This window comes from Lacrimispora xylanolytica (assembly GCF_026723765.1).
Lineage (GTDB): Bacteria > Bacillota > Clostridia > Lachnospirales > Lachnospiraceae > Lacrimispora > Lacrimispora xylanolytica.
The window spans coordinates 1,646,018-1,664,485 of record NZ_CP113524.1 but is presented as its reverse complement, the minus strand read 5'-3'; the positions used below and the strand labels follow the sequence as shown (position 1 = coordinate 1,664,485).

Annotated in this window: 15 protein-coding genes; 5 read left to right on the top strand and 10 right to left on the bottom strand. The window is 43.1% G+C overall.

Annotation, left to right across the window (positions count from 1 at the left end; translation table 11 throughout):
* The first annotated feature begins 44 nt into the window (after positions 1 to 44).
* Complete coding sequence (locus OW255_RS07830) at positions 45 to 929, top strand: DUF2935 domain-containing protein (RefSeq protein WP_268116292.1); 885 nt, start codon at positions 45 to 47, stop codon at positions 927 to 929.
* 106 nt (positions 930 to 1,035) lie between these two features.
* Positions 1,036 to 1,734, top strand: a complete 699-nt coding sequence (locus tag OW255_RS07825; RefSeq protein ID WP_268116291.1) for an AAA family ATPase — start codon at positions 1,036 to 1,038, stop codon at positions 1,732 to 1,734.
* A 97-nt stretch (positions 1,735 to 1,831) separates the two neighbouring features.
* On the opposite strand, the gene OW255_RS07820 is transcribed toward OW255_RS07825, so the two are convergent.
* From OW255_RS07820 to OW255_RS07810, 3 genes are all read right to left on the bottom strand, one after another.
* A complete protein-coding gene (locus tag OW255_RS07820; RefSeq protein ID WP_268116289.1) occupies positions 1,832 to 3,556 on the bottom strand; it encodes a GMC family oxidoreductase N-terminal domain-containing protein in 1,725 nt (574 codons plus the stop codon).
* 29 nt (positions 3,557 to 3,585) lie between these two features.
* Positions 3,586 to 4,203 (bottom strand): gluconate 2-dehydrogenase subunit 3 family protein, encoded by a 618-nt coding sequence (locus OW255_RS07815; protein WP_024836475.1) that lies wholly within the window; start codon positions 4,201 to 4,203, stop codon positions 3,586 to 3,588.
* 136 nt (positions 4,204 to 4,339) lie between these two features.
* Positions 4,340 to 5,176, bottom strand: coding sequence for a hypothetical protein (locus OW255_RS07810; RefSeq protein ID WP_024836476.1), 837 nt, complete (start codon positions 5,174 to 5,176; stop codon positions 4,340 to 4,342).
* A gap of 163 nt (positions 5,177 to 5,339) precedes the next feature.
* On the opposite strand from OW255_RS07810, the gene OW255_RS07805 reads away from it, so the two are divergent.
* The gene (locus OW255_RS07805) at positions 5,340 to 5,612 is read left to right on the top strand and encodes a GNAT family N-acetyltransferase (RefSeq protein ID WP_024836477.1); all 273 of its coding nucleotides are present in this window, start codon (positions 5,340 to 5,342) and stop codon (positions 5,610 to 5,612) included.
* Positions 5,613 to 5,692: 80 nt separating this feature from the next.
* Here OW255_RS07805 and OW255_RS07800 read toward each other — a convergent pair whose 3' ends face one another.
* The 5 genes from OW255_RS07800 to OW255_RS07780 form a co-directional block, all read right to left on the bottom strand.
* Positions 5,693 to 8,116 (bottom strand): CoA-disulfide reductase, encoded by a 2,424-nt coding sequence (locus OW255_RS07800; RefSeq protein WP_268116287.1) that lies wholly within the window; start codon positions 8,114 to 8,116, stop codon positions 5,693 to 5,695.
* A gap of 38 nt (positions 8,117 to 8,154) precedes the next feature.
* Positions 8,155 to 8,430 carry an ArsR/SmtB family transcription factor gene (locus tag OW255_RS07795; protein WP_024836479.1) on the bottom strand — a complete coding sequence of 92 codons (276 nt, stop codon included), beginning with the start codon at positions 8,428 to 8,430 and terminating at the stop codon, positions 8,155 to 8,157.
* A gap of 229 nt (positions 8,431 to 8,659) precedes the next feature.
* A complete protein-coding gene (locus tag OW255_RS07790; protein ID WP_268116285.1) occupies positions 8,660 to 10,027 on the bottom strand; it encodes a jacalin-like lectin in 1,368 nt (455 codons plus the stop codon).
* A 209-nt stretch (positions 10,028 to 10,236) separates the two neighbouring features.
* Entirely contained in the window at positions 10,237 to 12,660 is a 2,424-nt protein-coding gene (locus OW255_RS07785; protein WP_268116283.1) for a flavocytochrome c, read from the bottom strand.
* A 14-nt stretch (positions 12,661 to 12,674) separates the two neighbouring features.
* Positions 12,675 to 13,274: an NADPH-dependent FMN reductase gene (locus OW255_RS07780; protein WP_268116281.1), complete on the bottom strand. Its 600-nt coding sequence runs from the start codon at positions 13,272 to 13,274 to the stop codon at positions 12,675 to 12,677.
* Positions 13,275 to 13,447: 173 nt separating this feature from the next.
* Here OW255_RS07780 and OW255_RS07775 point away from each other — a divergent pair, with 173 nt between their 5' ends.
* Positions 13,448 to 14,386 (top strand): LysR family transcriptional regulator, encoded by a 939-nt coding sequence (locus tag OW255_RS07775; RefSeq protein ID WP_268116279.1) that lies wholly within the window; start codon positions 13,448 to 13,450, stop codon positions 14,384 to 14,386.
* Position 14,387: 1 nt separating this feature from the next.
* Positions 14,388 to 15,335 (top strand): FAD:protein FMN transferase, encoded by a 948-nt coding sequence (locus OW255_RS07770; RefSeq protein WP_268116278.1) that lies wholly within the window; start codon positions 14,388 to 14,390, stop codon positions 15,333 to 15,335.
* 84 nt (positions 15,336 to 15,419) lie between these two features.
* Here the strand turns inward: OW255_RS07770 and OW255_RS07765 are convergent, their stop codons facing one another.
* Both OW255_RS07765 and OW255_RS07760 read right to left on the bottom strand, forming a co-directional pair.
* Positions 15,420 to 16,037 (bottom strand): HDIG domain-containing metalloprotein, encoded by a 618-nt coding sequence (locus tag OW255_RS07765; RefSeq protein WP_024836484.1) that lies wholly within the window; start codon positions 16,035 to 16,037, stop codon positions 15,420 to 15,422.
* Between the two features lie 36 nt (positions 16,038 to 16,073).
* Positions 16,074 to 18,467, bottom strand: a complete 2,394-nt coding sequence (locus OW255_RS07760) for a glycoside hydrolase family 94 protein (protein WP_268116277.1) — start codon at positions 18,465 to 18,467, stop codon at positions 16,074 to 16,076.
* Between the last annotated feature and the right edge of the window lies 1 nt (position 18,468).

Sequence of the window (18,468 nt, the reverse complement as noted above, 5' to 3'; positions counted from 1 at the left end):
ACAAGCATAAGATTCACTAATTAGTATTCATAGGAGTAATGTATATGTTATCCCAAGAATTATTCGTACAATGGTCCCTGCAATATCATCTCTTTTGGCTCCGTATTATGAAAGAACATGCCATATTCATTGAAGCAACCATGCCGCCTCCCGGAAAATCCCTTGCACAAAAGGCTGATGCCTACAAACAGAATTATGATCAGTTTTTATTGACCACAATTATTTTATCCAACGGGATGATTCCCCGTGATGCACTGGAGTCCGGTCAGTATTATACCCAATTTACCGAAGGAGCCGAGCAGGATGCAGAAAATTATACCGGTATCAGCACAAGGCCTGATATTACGGTAAAGGAATACGATATCGCTCCTGTTTATGGCAATTTAACAATTACAGGAAGCTTAGAGCAGGATGTCATTCATCTAAACCAGAGTGTTCTTACCCTCACCGATTCCTTTATTCAGTTCCAGTCTGATCTTTTAAATGACAGAGCCTCCTGCCGTCTCTTTACCATGATGTACACCGGGGATATCTTACACGTACTAATGGAAGCAAAGAGATATCAGATGATTCTTTCCGCGCTTCAAAACAGAGATGAAAATGCCATAGAGGATTATAAGATCTTCTGGACCCATAACATGGCAGATCACGCCAAGGTCATGAGAGGCCAATTTGATCCAACGGAAGCCGCATATTTTAACAGGGCAAACCAGCTTGCTGAGCTTTTTGATACTCTATCCGAGGAAGAAACGGGAACGAATACCTTCCCCACCAATCAGGAGCTTTTAATCAGCACCAATGAGATTCGGGATTTTAAAGCAAACACAACCGATGCTATTATGCGCTGCAAGGTCCAGTCTATCATGCTTGCTCTTTACACGGATCACTTATTAAGAGAGGCAAACCATTTTATTTATCTTATGAAATAAAATTATGGATAGAAGAAAGCTATCGAATACATATCATTCATGTTATAATGAAATCAGAGGGAGAAATGACACCCTCTGATTTTTTAATGAGGAAAGCAGGTGCATTATGTATATAAAAGAAGTCCTCTTTCGATGGCCCAAGGAAGAATCCTGTACCTATTATGAGGAGATTGAAGCACTTAAAAATACCGACCAATTGGTTCTTAATGATTCAGTGACATTTTTTGTAGGGGAGAATGGAGCCGGAAAATCTACTCTGCTGGAAGCAATTGCAATCGCCTATGGATTTAATCCGGAAGGAGGGAGCTTAGACCATAACTTTTCTTCAAGAAATACTCATTCCTCTTTGTATAAGCAATTACTTCTCTCAAAAAGCTTCCAGCATGCAAAGGATGGTTTCTTTTTAAGAGCAGAAAGTTTTTATAATTTTGCAACGGAAATTGATGATATATATGAGGGCATCATACCGTCATTACATGAAGAGTCTCATGGAGAAAGCTTTCTATCCATGGTTCAAGACAGATTTGGTGGAAAGGGGCTTTATATTCTCGATGAGCCGGAAGCCGCACTATCTCCTCAAAGGCAATTGACATTACTTTGCGAAATCAACCGACTGGTCAAAAGTAAGTCACAGTTCATCATAGCTACCCATTCTCCCATTCTGCTGGCATTTCCCGATGCATTAATCTACTCTTTTGATGGTTCATCGGTTCTTCCCATTTCTTACGAGGAGACAGAAGCCTACCAGATAACCAAATTATTTATAGAAAATAAAGATTACTTTTTAGGCAAATTATTGGATTAAGTTTTTTTCTTACAATCAAAGAGCCGATGGAATGTTCACTCCAATCGGCTCTTTCCCATGTTTGATCCAGCTTTAAAATATGGCTGAATCCCTTTATTTATGTAGTGGCAGGGGTAAAATACTTTGCAACAATTTTCTCTGCCGTTCTGGTAGCCAGCGCCTGACTGGTCAGGGTTGGGTTAGGGCCTCCCAGTCCATTGCATAATACACTGGTATCTGCAATGAACAACCGCTTGACCTGCTTTGCCTCACAGTCTGTATCCGTCACATATCCGATGCGCATGGTACTCATGATATGGGCGCACACATCCGGCGGCCAGTTGGCACGGGAAACGGTCTTCGCCCCTGCGCTTCTTAAGATATCGCAGGCAAGGCCTACCAGCTGATCCCTTTTTAAAGTATCTTCTTCACTTAACTCATAAGATATAATTGGAATGAACCCGTTTTCATCTCTCTGTTCCGGGTCTAAGTAAACACCATTGTTCTGATTGACGGAATCATCTGAAAAAACAACAATGCTAAGGGTCCTTCTGTAATCTCTCATAAATTCTTTTAAAAGCTCACCGGCTATAATCCCTTCTCTGTCCCAAGGCTCCTCATCTGTGGTCTGGTTCTGGAAGTAATAGCCCTTCTGGCTGGTTCCATAGATCATAAGAGAATTGATGCCAGGACTTGTTCCAAAGGGTTCAAAGGCTCCAAGACCGGGATAGTCAAAGCGGGCGGCTGAGTTCTGTCCCACAAAAGGATTTATTTCTGACATTCCAAGGGCATTCATTAAGTCTTCCTCTTCAAAAATACCGGAGACACAGTCAATCATATGATTGGTCAGACCCCTTCCCACCCACTCATTCTCAGGCAGACCGGAATTAAGCCATAGCCTTGGTGATTCAATGGCACCGCAGGACATAACAATGACCTTTGCCCGCAGCTCCCGAATCTCTTCCGTCCAGGTATTTCTCACCGTAACGCTTTGCGCGTAGATACCCTGGCTGCTATCCTCCCCTGTATTGATTTTTATAACAAAGGAATTTGGCATGATTTCCACATTGCCGGTCCGGAGCGCCATGGGAATATAGCTGACCAGAGTGGATCTCTTTGCCACCGTATCCACACTGGGACCAAGACTGCAGCCATTGACACAGTGTCCCCTTAAGGTACAGCCAACGGATTGATTGTTCTGGATATCAAAATCAGGGTTATTTAGCATGGGATTGACCCCTAATATGGCATTGGGCTGGGCCCGGTAGCCAGGTTCTGTTATATCTTTTGCCTGTATGTATTTCCACCCCATCTTTTTTGCACCGTAGTAAAATAAATCTTCTTTGGCTGTTCCCGTAGCTTCCCGAACAGGAAGGGTATTTTCCACCTTCTCATAATATGGAATCATTTCTTCATAGGAAATAGGCCATTCCTTTTCAAATGCTTCCGGATATGCCCTGGGGGAATTGGCCCAATACAACAGTGTTGTTCCACCCACTCCTGCCGACTGCCAGGTAAAGCCTCCCTTAGGTAATACCCTGATCCAGGGACTCAAATCCCTGTTTGCCACACCCCAGCGAAATTTGCCGGATATGGAATCATTCATATCATCTTCCAGATCCGTAAAGGTGGCCTTTAAGAGATTGATATCCAGATCATCCATGCTGGAACCACGCTCTGCCCCAGGCTCCTCGTTGGGCCTTGGCCACTTGCTGTTGCCATACCAGGGACCAGCCTCTATGACCAGAACCTTAATTCCTTTCTCTCCCAGTTCCTTTGCGATTACCCCTCCGCCGCCTCCTGCACCTATTACAATTACATCTGCATCGTATCCGTTCGCCATATTTTCCTCCAATTCTTAGTTTCTTCCGGTTACTTAGTATAATCATAAGTCCTTGCAGCCCTGTAACCAAGGGATGGGCCTGGATATCCAATCTGCTCCCAGCTTCCGGGGAAATACTCAAGAACTCTCTGATTGGGAGGCAGAATCCTGGTGGAACCATACCCCCACCATTCAGAATAATACCCCATAAAAGTCAGCCGGTTCATAATCGGGAAAATAGGAAGGATGTCTTCCAATTCAAAATTCTCCTGCACAGGAAAATAGTTGATTCGATCCGGTCCCAAAAGCACTGCCATGACGGCAAGCCGTTCATTCATGGTAAGCCTGGCAAAGTAAGATCCATTGAGAGGAGGCTCAACATTAGCTTCTCCATCCCTCTCATAGAGATATTGTCTGGCAGCCGTGTTTAAGACTTCGGCTCCTAAAATTGCCACGGGAACGTAGAGACTGCCCATTGACATGATAAGATACTCATCTGTATTAAAATCCAATGCACCGTAATACTGGATCATCCCATACAGCTCCGCAAGATCTGGAGAACGGGGAACTATGGAATCCACAAAAGCTTTGTATGCCTCTTCCAGATAGCCAGTTTGAGGAACTGCCTCCCACATTCTTAAGTCCGAATCACGATTTGTCCAATCCAATCTTCCACCTGCTTTACAATAAATTGTTCATACCATCTTATGATGGTCCTGTACCATATAGCACTTTTTAATACAGATAAAGAAAAGGATAAGATTCCGGATTCATGAGTCCGAAATCTTACCCTCGTCTTAAAAGCTATGACTGGTTGTTGTCTTTTACAGAATGGATACAGCTATTGAGTCTTTCATTTAAGACAATCAACTGAATCAGCTCATTTTTATACTCCTTAAATTGTTCGCCTTGCTCCTCTTCGTTCAGCACTTCTTCATTCTCACGTTGAACTGCGGCAATAAATTCTTCAATGCAGGAAGATACAAGGGGAAGAAGCTCCTGAAAGCTGCTGAATACTTCAGTGGCATTCTGTTTTAGCTCTTCGATTGATTCTTCCGGAGTGACATCCTCAAATGACTGCACCAGCTTCTGAGCAGATGCAAAAATCTCCTTAAGCTGGCCTTCCAGCTCACTGTATCTTTCTGATACCTCTTTATTTTCTATGAGGGCCGATAGATTCGTAAGCAGAATATCTAAATCCTTTACGGTTTTAGATTCCTTTATGGTATCTTTATCAAGCACCTCTTCCTCAAAGGGGTAAATCGACTTAAGCCCCGTCTCAATGTCTTCCAATAGCTTAAGACCAGTGCGGATTCCCTCTGCCTTTTGTACCTTGCCTGCATGAAGGGATATGATGGACTGTATTCTTTTGATTTCATTATGTATCTTTTGGGTCAGTTCTTCCACATCTTTTACATCGGGGTTACTTTCCTCTGCTAAGGCCGCGAGGTCACTATGAAATATCTTTGCCCCGTCTCTTGATGCAAATTCCTCTGCTGTCTTTTTCAGGGTAAGTTGCAGTACATTTACAAAATCATTTACCGACCTTGTCACCTGCTCCTCATAGAAAGCCTCCCCTTGTTCGGCCTCTTTCTCACGTAATCTTGCTATCTTTTGCAGGAAGAGACTCATAATTCCCATAGATTCACCTTACCATTTTTATATTCTTTGATTAATATAGTATGCAAACCAAACTTTTTTGTCACATTAAGACAGACAGACAAGGAAAATATTTCTCCCGATTTGTTGAATGGCTCCCCCATTCGTGATATAATTTCTTTATTACATGTAAGGAGGAAATCATATGAATTTTACGTATAATCCAAATCAGATCGCTTATTTTCATTCCGATAATAATCTGCTGGCCGAAGTTACGTTTCCCAACGTGGATGCGGACACCGTAGATATCAACCATACTTTTGTAGATGATTCTTTAAGAGGCCAGGGCGTGGCTGGAAAGCTTATGGAAGCGGTAGCTGATCATCTCCGCTCTCAGGGAAAAAAAGCAGTTCTTACCTGTTCTTATGCAATTGCATGGTTTGAGAAGCACCCGGAATATCAGGATGTGTTAAAATAAGCTTAAATCTTTAAAGCAATGAAACATGGGAAGCCTGGCAGTTAATTGTCCCAGGCTTCCCGTTTTATTTGTCTGTATTTTTATATAAATAGATTTACATTAGACTCTTCCGCTTCTCCCAGGTAATAGCCTACTCCGCCTATCTTTATACCATCGATCAGCTCTTCCTTTTTTAATCCCATAACATCCATTGACATCTGACAAGCCACGAGTTCCACACCGTTTGAAATTGCCGCCTCTATAAGACTTTCCAGGGAATCCACGTTCTTGTTCTTCATGACGGAACGTATCATCTGAGCTCCCATTCCCATATAGTTCATCTGGGATAGCTTTAATTTTTTGCTGCCTCTTGGCATCATTATGCCAAACATGGAGTCCATCAGTCCTTTTTTCACCCTTACCTTTTTCGGCTTTCTTAATATATTAAGTCCCCAGAAGGTGAAGAACATGGTCACCTTTCTTCCCATGGATGCAGCGCCGTTGGCTATGATAAAGGAAGCAATGGCTTTATCCAGATCACCGCTGAATACTACCATGGTCTTGTTGTTTTTCCCATTCTCCTCGACAGATTCCTTAGGGCTTGGGATCACTGATTTTCCTTTGCGGATTACAGCTGTTACATTGCCATTTTCCCGGCTGCGATTCAAAAGCTGGTTTTCCGTGCTTTTACACCATGCATTCACATCTTCATAAAATCCGGGATCTGATGCCGTGACATTTAAAATCTCACCTTCTTTTTGCTGGTCCATGGCCTGCTTTACTCTTAGAAGGGGGCCAGGACAGCAAAGTCCTGTGGCATCCAGGGTTTTGGCTGTTTCTTTACCCGGCTCATTCGCATTTGAAATGGCAGGCTCAATCTCTTCCTTATGAAGATAATCTTTTATGCGTTTATAGCCGCCGGTCACATTTTCCGCCTGAAATCCATGCTGGGTGAGAATCCGGTCCGCCAGATAGCCTCTTTGCCCCACCTGGCAGTATACGACTATTTTCTGGTCCTTCTTAAGTTCGGAAAGTCTGCTTCTTAAGGTATTGAGAGGAATATTTATGGAGCCTTCCACATGGCCTAAGCTGTATTCCACTTCCTCTCTCACATCCAGGAGAAGTATCTCCTCTCTGTTTTCAAGCACCTTATCCCAGGTTGTGATATGGCTTAAATTACGAAGCACATTTTCTGCTGCATAGCCTGCCATATTGACCGGATCCTTTGCGGAGGAATAAGGGGGAGCGTAGGATAAATCAAGTCTGGTCAAATCCTCTACCGTGCCTTTCATACTGATGACCGTAGAAATCACATCGATCCGTTTATCGACTCCGTCGTATCCGCTTGCCTGCGCCCCCAGTATCTTTCCATTCCTATCAAACATCAGCTTTAAGGATATGTTATGTCCTCCGGGATAATAGGAAGCATGGGACATGGGATATATGTGTACCATGTTATAATCCATTCCATCGGCTTTCAGAGTTCTTTCACTGACACCTGTTCGGGCTGCCGTCAAATGAAATACCTTGATAATGGACGTACCAAGAAAGCCGTCATAGCGGGAACTGAGACCAGCTACGTTGTCTGCGGCAATCCTCCCCTGCTTGTTAGCCGGGCCAGCCAGTGCCACTGCACTCTTCTTTCCTGTAACGAAATCCTTTCCCTGGATGGCATCGCCGACTGCATAGATGTCTTTGACACTTGTCTCCATATGGTCATTTACCAGGATATGTCCCCTTTCCCCAAGCTCAATACCGCTGGATAAAAGAAATGAGGTATCAGGCCTTACACCCATAGCCAGAATTACAAGATCAGCAGAAAGTGTATTCCCGCTTTTTAAATGAACCTCTATGCCGGTTTCAATTTCGTGAAAGGCTGTAATGCCATCCTTTAAAATAAGACGGACCCCATTCTGCTCTAATTCCTGTTCTGCCGCCAGTACCATATCATCGTCAAAGGGAGCCAGTATGTGGGGAGCCGCTTCCACCAGCGTGGTCTTAATTCCCCGTTCCTTAAGATTTTCCGCCATCTCAACGCCTACAAAGCCTCCGCCGATTACCACTGCTCTTAAGGGCTTTTTTTCATCCACCCAGGCTTTGATCCGATCCGTATCCCCTACATTTCTCAAGGTATGGATAAAGGGGCTGTTAATCCCCGGTATATCCGGACGCAGAGCTTTTGCTCCCGGTGAAAGGATCAGACTGTCAAAGGCTTCTTCATACTCTCCCCGTTCCGGATTTTTTACCCGAACTGTCTTATTATTAATATCCACAGATATTACTTCACTGTGAGTCCTCACGTCAATTCCAAATCTATCTTTCATGGCCTGAGGTGTCTGCACCAGGAGCTTCTCCCGATCTGCAATGGTCCCTCCAATGTAATATGGCAGGCCGCAATTAGCATAAGAGATATACTCATCTCTTTCAAAAAGTATGATTTCAGCTTCTTCATCAAGCCTTCGAAGCCTGGCTGCTGCTGAGGCTCCGCCTGCAACACCGCCTACGATTAAAACCTTTTTACCCATGATTACTATCCTCCAGATAAATTATTTTAAATAAAGTGCTACACCAGCAGCTTCATCAGCTCTGCCACTCTCTGGTCCTTGATCCGGTAATAAATTTCAAGTCCTTCCCTTCGGCCCTCTATAATCCCGGAAGCCTTTAATTTCTGTATGTGCTGGGATACGGTGGACTGAGGCGTTTTAAGACATGCCTGCATAAAGCTTACGTTGCATTCTCCTTTTTCCAATAATCCGTTGACCATGCATAAACGGACCGGATGGGCAAGCACCTTTAACAGCTCCGCTGCCTCTGTATAATGTTCGATGTTATTATTCATAAAGACCTCTTTTCTGTAAGAAAACACTTCAACTAATCTATATTTCTATATATTATAATATTACGATATATAGATTAAAATGTCAACCTGAAATAATCTGTAATAGAAAGTCATGAGATTTTGGAGCTGTCAACGACGGTTTTCTTCAAACAAGTTATGGAGATTGAATCAGGAATTAAAAGCCATATCTTGTGGAAATTTAAAGGTCGTGACAGCCCCTGTAATCATCTTATCTGGACCCTATGGTTCGCCAGATTGCTCCCAGTTTATCCACATTGGCTTCCCCTCGTCCAAAAAAGCCTGCAAGATACGTTCCCTGAGGAGCCGTTAACGTAAGGGAAGTTCCGCTTTTTACACCGTTCGCTAACACACGTCCTTTGCTTGTGGTCAGCTCCAGATAGAAGATCCGATCCCCTTTGTTATAGGCGTTTTTATATATGACGGCTTTCGTGATATACTCATCCGAATCCAGAGCCAGTGTTTTTTCTGTTCCTCCGGTTCCTCCATTCCTTAGTACGGTCCCATCTGCATAAGTCATGGAGACGGCATCCACCCGGTTATCTCCACGTATGGATACAGAAACTGGCTTACTATCTAAGGGCGCCATACTTCTTAAGAAATTAAAGGCAATGCCGCCGGATCCTCCCCATAAATTACTGTAGGTGAGACGGCTGTCAGTGGTATACGAAAATTCACTGCTGATCCCGTAATGATCCGACAGCTGGTTTCCGGCTGAGTCGGTGAAATATGTATTCTCAACCTTATAAGACGATGGGGTCAGGGTCACCCCGTTGCCGCTGCGGTAAAAAATCTTATCCACCACCTCATTGTCAGGACTTGTAGAACCTGAGACTCCAAGGAGTGCATCTGCTCCCATCTGCGGATAATCTCCATTTCTAATTTTTTCAATCCACACATCTTTCATTCCCAGCCGGTCTACGAACAGGGCTTTTAAGTTATCATCCGCTCTCGTATAGCGACAGTTGGTATCACCGAAAACGATGACTGCATGTCCTTTGGAATATTCCTCTATGTATGTGGCCAGCTGAGACAAATTGCTGCGTCTTGCAGCCTGGGATTTTGGATCCGTATCTGCATCAGCATGAAGGTTATAAACATCCACATAAACTCCGTCTGCGATTTTCACCTGATTGTACATGAATCCTTTTGGTGTCAGCTCATCGCTGCCGTTGCCAATGAGCCCGTAACGATCCGTCCATGTCTCCCGGTCCATATCTTCATAGGGAAAGCTGGATAAGAAATTCATGCCATCTCCAATTCCTGCCCCACCTGAGGTTGGAGTCCTGTATGGATGAGTGTCGTTTGCATAAAGGGCTGCATGATAATTAAAGTCCTCTTGCACATGAATTAAATCATAGGCATGGAGCTTAGCTCCTATCTGGGGAATGTAATTCTTTGGATCTCCGCTGCTGGAGAACATGGATGGCAGACCCCCAATGTTATAAGTGAGGATGCGAAAGGTACCTGATTGCTGGTTGCCGGTACCTCCAAAAGCGGAAACAGAATTACCGGTCATGAGAACGGCTGTCAGTGCAAATAGAGCCATATTTCTTATTTTACTCCTGTGTTTCGTCATTGCTTATAACCTCCTTTTGTACCTCTAAGTATCACTTCAGTAACAATTCTATTATATAGCTTTTTCCCCACTTAATAAATGAAATCAAAACGCAACAATTGACCCATTTCAACATTATTCGCAAGAACAAATGATAGTTTTTGTCGCATTAAAATACCCTTGCCAAAATAGGCAAGGGTAAGATGATCTTATTCTTAATCAGGCTGCTGTTATTTCATTTCATCTACAGCGGTTTTTCCTGCAATTCGTCCGAAGGTAAAGATATCAGTTAACGCATTACCGCCAAGACGGTTGCCTGCATGGATACCTCCAGCAACTTCTCCGGCTGCATAAAGATGTTTGATTGGCTGGCCATTTTCATCTAATACACGGGCGTTTGTATCAATTCTAAGTCCGCCCATGGTATGGTGAACCGCTGGCTTTCTTGGAGTTGCATAGAATGGAGCCTTCTCCACCTTTAAGCTGAAGGTGTCCTTATGGAACTCAGGGTCAAAACCCGCGTCAACATAGGAATTGTATTTATTAACCGTATCCTTAAGAACTGCCGGATCCATACCGACTTTCACTGCCAGCTCTTCTATGGTATCAGCTCTGAATAAGGTGCCGGCTTCTACCTGACGGTCAATCTTTTCCTGACTGGTGTTAGCTGCTGTTTTCTTTATCTCATCATCAGCGATCAGGTAGAACAAACTACCCTGGTCAATGGCAGCTTTTGTTAACACATCTCTTCCGGAAAATTCATTGACGAATCGTTTTCCTTCCCGATTGACGATTACGAAGTTTTCCGGTGGTACCTGAAGTCCGCTGAATAACTCGCCGGTATCAGGATCAGATACAGGCATCATCTGTGTAAAGCCCATTCCAGTAAGCGCTGCTCCTGCGCTTTTACCAAGGACGATTCCATCACCAGTCATGGCATAGGAATTGGTGGTTCTTATATCATCGTCAATATTGCTCCAGTAGGTGTTATACTCTTTCAGCATCTTTGTATTGGCACCAAAGCCACCGCTTGCAAGAACAACTGCTTTTGCGTAGACCGTAATCTTCTGGCCATTGACACCAGTTGCTATGACGCCTTTGATTTCACCGTTTTCAATAATTAATTCCTTTACCGGGCTGTCAGTGATGATCTTTCCGGAGTTCTCCTCAACGTATTTATGAAGAGCCAGGATAAATGCAGTACCATAGCTTTTTACAGGTTTATGACCACGGCGCCATAATGCACCAACAGGAGCAAATACGATGCTCTTATCATATTCAACGCCGATTTCCTCCAGCCAGTTAACGCTCTCTAACGCTCTGTCTGTCATTATTTTTACCAGATCATACTGTCCGTATATGGTGTTGCCTTCTAAGTCTGTTCGTTTGCCTCCAAAGTAGGTCTGCATTCTGTGAAGAAGAGGGGAGTCAAATAAATGGCCTTTTTCAGTGCCAAACTTTTTCTGGTAAGCAGCAAATTCTTCTTTCAGAGCCCGGAAATCCTCCAGATACTCTGCATGGATCTCCTTCTCATCCGTATTTAGCAATGACTCAATGGTATGTCTCTCTCCTGGGTTTTCATCAAACTTACTCTGCCACTCTGGATCTGCGGCATTGACAGGACCACCGGAACGAATGGTGTTACCACCCACTGCAGGATATTTCTCAAGAACAATGACACTGGAACCATTCTGTAATGCGGTAGCAGCCGCACTTAAACCAGCACCGCCTCCGCCTACTACAACTACATCACAAGTATACTCTTCGTCTTCTCTGATACGGCTGCTGGCAGGTTTTGGACGTCTCTTAAGAATATCAGGGTTGACTCCGGCAAGCTTTACGGCTTTTGCCACACCATCAATAACTGCATTGCTGGTCTCTGATGCACCGGAGAGGGCATCTACATTTAAAGTCTGTCCTTCCAGAATTTTATCTGGTATTCTTACAAATACAACATCGGCGATACCTTCTGTCTCACCCTCGGTATCAATCTTTATACTTTCAATTCGTTTCTCACTAAAGGATACCTTCATTGGAAGACTTCCGCTGTGACCGATTGCACTTACCTCATATTCACCCGGTTCAAAGGAGAATTCCTCTTCCACATTCAGCTGATTTGCAATTTTTGCAAAACGCATAAACCGAAGGAAGCATATCTCAAGGAAATCTATGGTTCCCTCATTGCTTAAGTTACCAGCTTCATCAAATGCCTTATCCGCGCTGCCAAGTAAGAACTCATAGCCTGGCATTACATTGGCATCCACACCCGGTGCATCAAGGATCTGACGAAGATGGAGCTGTGCACGGGAGGAACCCTGGGTTCCAAGAGAAGCACCAACGATCATCACTGGTTTTCCTGCAAGGGGATGAAGGTCAAAGCTCAACCATTCAATCAAGCTTTTAAGACTGGATGGGATGGAATGATTATATTCAGGAGTAGCCATAATAACACCATCGCATTCCGTAATCTTGTCATTGAACATCTGTAATACAGGACCGTAAGACTGATTATCAGACTGATTAAACATAGGAACATCTGTAATATCAAGTATTTCTATATCTGCCTTTGATTCAAAGTGCTTTTTCATAAACTGAAGGAGTTTACGGTTATAGGATTTTTTTGCATTCGTTCCAACAATAGCTATAAATTTCATTGATATTTATCCTCCTACTCTTGCCAAGTGTATTTTTTCACTTTTTTATTCAAAACTTTCTCTTCCAGAAGCTTTGATGTGATATCCGTAAACAGAACAAACTCTCTGAAAATTTCATCAAGCTCTGACAATTTATCTTCATAGATAAGATTGCCTGAATTATCAAAAGCGCCCTGTGATTTTCCTAACAGGAACTCACTGCTTGGCATAATTCTGGCTGCAAGCTCAGGGGAATCAAGTATTTGTCTTAAATGGGCCTGTGCTCTGGAGGAACCAAGAGTACCATGAGATGCTCCTACGATTAAAACAGGCTTGTCCGTAAGTGCCTGACTCGTGTAACTAATCCATTCAAGAGCACTTTTTAACACTGCCGGGATGGCATGATCATACTCTGGGGTCGCTATAATGACTCCATCAGCGCTTAAAATTTTATCAGATAACTCTGCCACCTTTTCAGGAACTTCAGAATCTTCCGGTTCCATAAAGGCAGGTAAATCCTTAATTTCATATACTTCAATCTCCGCTTCACCAGAAAAATGCTTTTGCATAAATTGAAGCAGCATACGATTGGTTGACACATCTGAATTGGTGCCTACGATTGCTAAATATTTCATAGTAATCCCCTTCCTGTACATTAAGCTTTCACAGTAATAATCATGTGTTTGATATTATTTTAACATATTGTGTCTATATTATCTAATAGTAATTTATTGAAGTTTAATAACAAATTTGTTATAATCAGAAATAAACGTTAAAAAGTAAATTATTTTTCAAAGGAAGGAATCAAATGTCTAAATTCTCCTCTCAGGACATCCTGTATTATATTGATGCCATTTTAAAATATAGCAATTACAGTAAGGCTGCCAAATCCCTTTATATTTCCCAGCCCTATCTGACGCAGGTGATTAAACGTGTGGAAGGCGAGTTAAACTGTGAGCTGATTACCCGCAACAAACTGCCTTATCGATTGACCGAGCAGGGGAAGATATATTATCAGTATTTGACTTCCTTGGAAAATAAATACGCAAAGCTTCTTAAGGATATCTCCGATGTTTCGGATATGGACAGAACGGTCATAAGGATAGGGGTACTGCCAAGCCTTGGCACCTACCTTCTGCCTCTTTTTATCCCGGAATTTTTGGACATGCATCCTAACTGCAGAATTGAGCTTACGGAGGTTCTGCCGGAAAAAAGTGAGAGGCTTACTCAAAACAATGAATTGGATTTCTGGATCGGACAAAACTCCAGAAACATATCACCTAACCTAAACTCCGTCAGCTGGGGCAGACACAGATACCGGGCCGTAATTCCCCGCTGCTGTGATCTTTATCAGGAAAATGTTGCTGTTATTCCAGAGGGAACCATCGACATAAGTAAACTCTTATGCCAAAGACTGGTGCTGACCTCTAAGGGTTCTGCCATCAGAAAACAGATTGATCAGCTATTAAACGTTTATAAGGTGGAACCCAATATTATTATGGAAAGCACTGATATCAATACTGTACTTAAGCTGGCGACTGGTAATCTGGGACTTGCCATTATACCGGAAAGTGTATACGTTAAGGAATGTCCCACTAAATACAATATATATCCCATTCCCATTGATGAGCTGAGCTTAGATTATTTTATAGCATATCACACGGAACGAATACTGACCAAGATTGATAATGACCTGATTGATGCCTTTTTAACTCATGGGCAGGACGAAACCTCGATAGGAGACTGAAATGACTGAACATACAAAAATAATATATCTTATGGGCACTAAAATCTCCCTCTATGTTAAGGGAAACAATTCTGAGATTCTGTTAAAAAAAGCTGAGGACATATTGATTCATTATAACGAAGTCTTTAGTGCCAATCGTGAGGACTCCCAGCTTTCCATGTTGAAAAAAAGAGCTGCATTCTCTCCACAAAAGGTGGATGAACAGCTTTATGAACTGATAAAAACAGGAAAAAAGCATAGTCTTAGTGAAGGTTCTTATTTAAATATTGCAATTGGCCCATTGATAAAGCTATGGAGAATCGGTTTTGCCGAAGCGCATGTACCTGAACAAGAAGCCATTGAGAATGTGCTGGAGCTGTTAAATCCTGATAATATACAACTGGACGATGAAGCTAAAACCGTATATTTCTTAAAGGATGGTATGGAAATAGACCTTGGAGGAATTGCAAAGGGATATTTTGCGGATAAAGTCATGGATTTCTTTCAGAAAAATGGAGCTGTCTCTGCTAAGGTGGATATGGGAGGCAATGTTCTTGTTTTTGGAGAATCCCCGTCCCATGAGGACGAGTGGAACGTAGGAATTCAAAATCCGTTTTTACCTAGAGGAAATGCGGCCGCCATCGTTAAAGTAAAAGACCAATCCGTTGTAACATCAGGCATATACGAAAGAGTGCTTGAAAAGGAAGGCAGCAAATACCACCATATATTTGACAGCAAAACAGGTTATCCCATAAAAAGCGATATCGCTTCTCTCACAATCATTGCAGATACCTCTCTGGACTGTGATATCTACACGACAAAATTGTTTGGATACGATGCGATCTCTATCATCCACATGGTCAATGAACGGAAGGATATGGGCGCTATTGTGATAACAAAAGATGGACATCTGGCCTGTACCGATAATCTTATGGGAAAAATATATCCATTTCAAAAGACAGACTCTTAAGGGTCTGTCTCAGGCTTTAGACAAATCATTGTCGGGACGCAAGTCCTAGCACTGTGTTATGGCTTGCTACTTATAGTATAGCTTTTATTTTAACATCATTTTCTGAAATTGTCTTATTATATCCTTTTCATAATCCGGATCACTATTTCCCCTGCCAATACGGTCACAAAGCCCCAGCAGGGCAACTTCATTCACATCCGTCTCCTGTTTCATTTTACCGGCATCTCCAAATGGAAGTTTTTCCGTAACATACAAAATGTGCATATGATACTTGACCAGCTTAGCCACTGACTTAATCCAGGAAACGTCACCAGTAAAACAGGACAAAAAATCTTCTGTCAGCTGTTCTCCCTCAAAATCATGATTATAGGAGGTGATTTTTTCTCTCTTTATTTTTGTGGTCCCCGGTTTGCCAATATCATGAAGCAGAGCTGCCCACATCAGGGTTCGTTCCGCTTTGCTCTCCCGTTTCCGCTTTGCTGCTTCATTTACCACCATCATCGTATGAGCCCACACACTGCCTTCCGGATGGTAGCGTTTTGACTGGGGTGTGTCCTTTAGTTTTAACAGCATGGAAAACGGATAATCGGAAAACCACGGTTCCCCGCTGATTTGTTCCAGATATTCGGATGGATAGTTATCATGGAGCAGGTGCTCATCTATCTTAAGAAACTGCTCTTTTCTATATTCTTTGTCTGACATGAAATTTGCCTTTCTTCCTATTAACTTCCTTTTTAATCAAACCATGATAAAATGCTTTTCTCCATCATCTTCCAGTATAATTCTGTTTCCCTGAATCGGCTTATCGTCTAAAATAATGGATTCTGTTGTCAGTTTCCCCTTGCTTCTGCTCTCAACCCTAATTTCGTAGTAAGAGCTTCCATATTTATATTCAATGGTAAAATCTCCGAAATCTGCAGGCGTTGCCGGATCAATCACCAGTTCATTCCCCTCTTTTCGTATCCCCAGAAACCAGTTTAACAGCCCCTGATACATCCAGCCAGCAGAACCGGTATACCAGCTCCAGCCACCCCTTCCAGTATAAGGCGGACTTAATGATATATCAGCGGTCATCACATAAGGTTCTTTTTCATAACGAAGAACCTCTTTCTTTTTTTGTGTAATATAAATGGGGTTAAGAATGGTGAACAATGTCTGTGCCATGTCATAATCGTGCTGCATTGCTGTTGCTATTGCAAGCCACACCGCTGCATGAGTATACTGACCTCCATTTTCCCGGATGCCTGGAATATAATTTTTAATATAGCCCGGATTTTTATTTGTTTTATGAAAAGGAGGAGCAAGAAGTAAGGAAAGGGCATCCTCCTCCCGTACCAGATAACGCCATGCCGACTGCATTGCGGTCCTGGCACGCTCTTCACGGGCTCCTTTTGAGATTACACTCCAGGACTGGCTGATGGAATCAATTCTACATTCATCATTTTCCTTTGATCCAAGCTTCGAGCCGTCGTCATAAAAGGCACGCAGATACCATTCCCCATCCCAGGCATGTTCTTCAATGCTTTTCAGCAGAGTTTCCCGTTTCTGCTCCAGTTCCTGTCCGTAGGCTTCTTCCCCTTCCTGTTTGCATAAGGGAATAAAATCCCCTAATACGGTATACAAAAACCAGGCAAGCCATACACTTTCGCCCTTTCCCTGTATTCCCACCTCATTCATACCGTCATTCCAATCGCCTCCGCCCATGAGGGGAAGTCCATGCTCTCCGAAAAATGTCCGCTCAATCGTTTTTTTACAATGTTCATAAACGCTTCCGGATTGTTTCGATACTTCAGGAGTAAACATGACATCATGCTGATCCTCCTTTAGTACCGGACCTTTAATATAAGGCACTGTTTCTTTTAAAATCGAATAATCTCCAGTGTTTTGAATATAAGCAGCAGTACAATAAGGCAGCCAAAGCAAGTCATCGGAGATTCGTGTCCTCACCCCGATTCCCATAGGAGGATGCCACCAATGCTGGACATCTCCTTCCTCAAACTGTCTGCTGCAGGCTATGAGAATCTGACTGCGCAAAATACCCGGATCGGTAAAAACCAGAGAAAGGGTATCCTGAAGCTGATCCCGGTATCCATAAGCTCCACCGCATTGATAAAATCCTGCTCTTGCCTGAATCCGGCAGGATACTGTCTGATAGAGCAGCCAGCCATTAACCATGATATCAACTGCCCGGTCCTTTGTCTTAACCTGAATGGTTCCTAATAATTTGTCCCAGTGGGCTCTGACATCTTCCAGTTCTTTTTGTGACGCGGTCACATCTCTATATCTGTTTCTGATTTGATTGATCTCATTTAAGCTACTGCTCTGTCCCAGTCCAAATACCACCGTTTTACTTTCCTGAGGCTGAATTGCTATGGATACCTGTATTGCGCCGCAGGAGTCATAACACACTCCTGTATTGAAGGTGAGCTTGACTTCTGCTCCCCTTGGTTCTCTGATACTGCCCTTTTGTCCCAGAAACTCCTGTCTGTCTCCGGTATAACCCACAATTGTCTCATTGGAAAACAGGTAGGCATAGTTATTTTGGAAGTTCATGGTGTAGATATTTTTTGCGTACAAATATTCATGTTCATTGTCATAGGAGGTGAGAATATAGGGGTCGGTCTGCTCTCTTTGGGTTCCCAGCACCCACTCTACATAATAGGTCAGGCTTAAATATTTCACTTTATCTGAATGATTCTTAAGGGTTAAGTTCCATAGTTTTAATGATTCATGAAGAGGGCAAAATACAGTCAGCTCCTGCTCAACCATTGATTCCTCATGAAGAAACCGGCTGTATCCAAACCCATGTCTTACCCGGTATATGCCTCTGTCAGATCTTCCCAGAGACATAGGCGTCATTACCTCTCCGGTTATTTCATCCATAATATAGATTGCCTCCCCCGCCCTGTCACTGACCGGGTCGTTGGACCAGGGTGTAAGCTTATTCTCCCGGCTGTTAATGCTCCAGGTAAAGCCTGCCCCCGACTCCGATATCTGGAAACCAAAGTCCTTGTTTGAGATCACATTAATCCAGGGTGCCGGCGGCCTGTTATTTCCATCCAGCAGAATCTCATATTCTCTGCCATCACAGACAAATCCTCCAAAGCCATTAAAAAACTCATAATTTTCCATA

Coding starts and splice junctions, on each gene's coding strand:
- OW255_RS07825 (WP_268116291.1), top strand. CDS start 1,036: ATGTATATAAAAGAAGTCCTCTTTCGATGGCCCAAGGAAGAATCCTGT.
- OW255_RS07805 (WP_024836477.1), top strand. CDS start 5,340: ATGAATTTTACGTATAATCCAAATCAGATCGCTTATTTTCATTCCGAT.
- OW255_RS07780 (WP_268116281.1), bottom strand. CDS start 13,274: ATGAAATATTTAGCAATCGTAGGCACCAATTCAGATGTGTCAACCAAT.
- OW255_RS07820 (WP_268116289.1), bottom strand. CDS start 3,556: ATGGCGAACGGATACGATGCAGATGTAATTGTAATAGGTGCAGGAGGC.
- OW255_RS07785 (WP_268116283.1), bottom strand. CDS start 12,660: ATGAAATTTATAGCTATTGTTGGAACGAATGCAAAAAAATCCTATAAC.
- OW255_RS07800 (WP_268116287.1), bottom strand. CDS start 8,116: ATGGGTAAAAAGGTTTTAATCGTAGGCGGTGTTGCAGGCGGAGCCTCA.
- OW255_RS07810 (WP_024836476.1), bottom strand. CDS start 5,176: ATGGGAATTATGAGTCTCTTCCTGCAAAAGATAGCAAGATTACGTGAG.
- OW255_RS07770 (WP_268116278.1), top strand. CDS start 14,388: ATGACTGAACATACAAAAATAATATATCTTATGGGCACTAAAATCTCC.
- OW255_RS07765 (WP_024836484.1), bottom strand. CDS start 16,037: ATGTCAGACAAAGAATATAGAAAAGAGCAGTTTCTTAAGATAGATGAG.
- OW255_RS07830 (WP_268116292.1), top strand. CDS start 45: ATGTTATCCCAAGAATTATTCGTACAATGGTCCCTGCAATATCATCTC.
- OW255_RS07775 (WP_268116279.1), top strand. CDS start 13,448: ATGTCTAAATTCTCCTCTCAGGACATCCTGTATTATATTGATGCCATT.
- OW255_RS07790 (WP_268116285.1), bottom strand. CDS start 10,027: ATGACGAAACACAGGAGTAAAATAAGAAATATGGCTCTATTTGCACTG.
- OW255_RS07795 (WP_024836479.1), bottom strand. CDS start 8,430: ATGAATAATAACATCGAACATTATACAGAGGCAGCGGAGCTGTTAAAG.
- OW255_RS07760 (WP_268116277.1), bottom strand. CDS start 18,467: ATGGAAAATTATGAGTTTTTTAATGGCTTTGGAGGATTTGTCTGTGAT.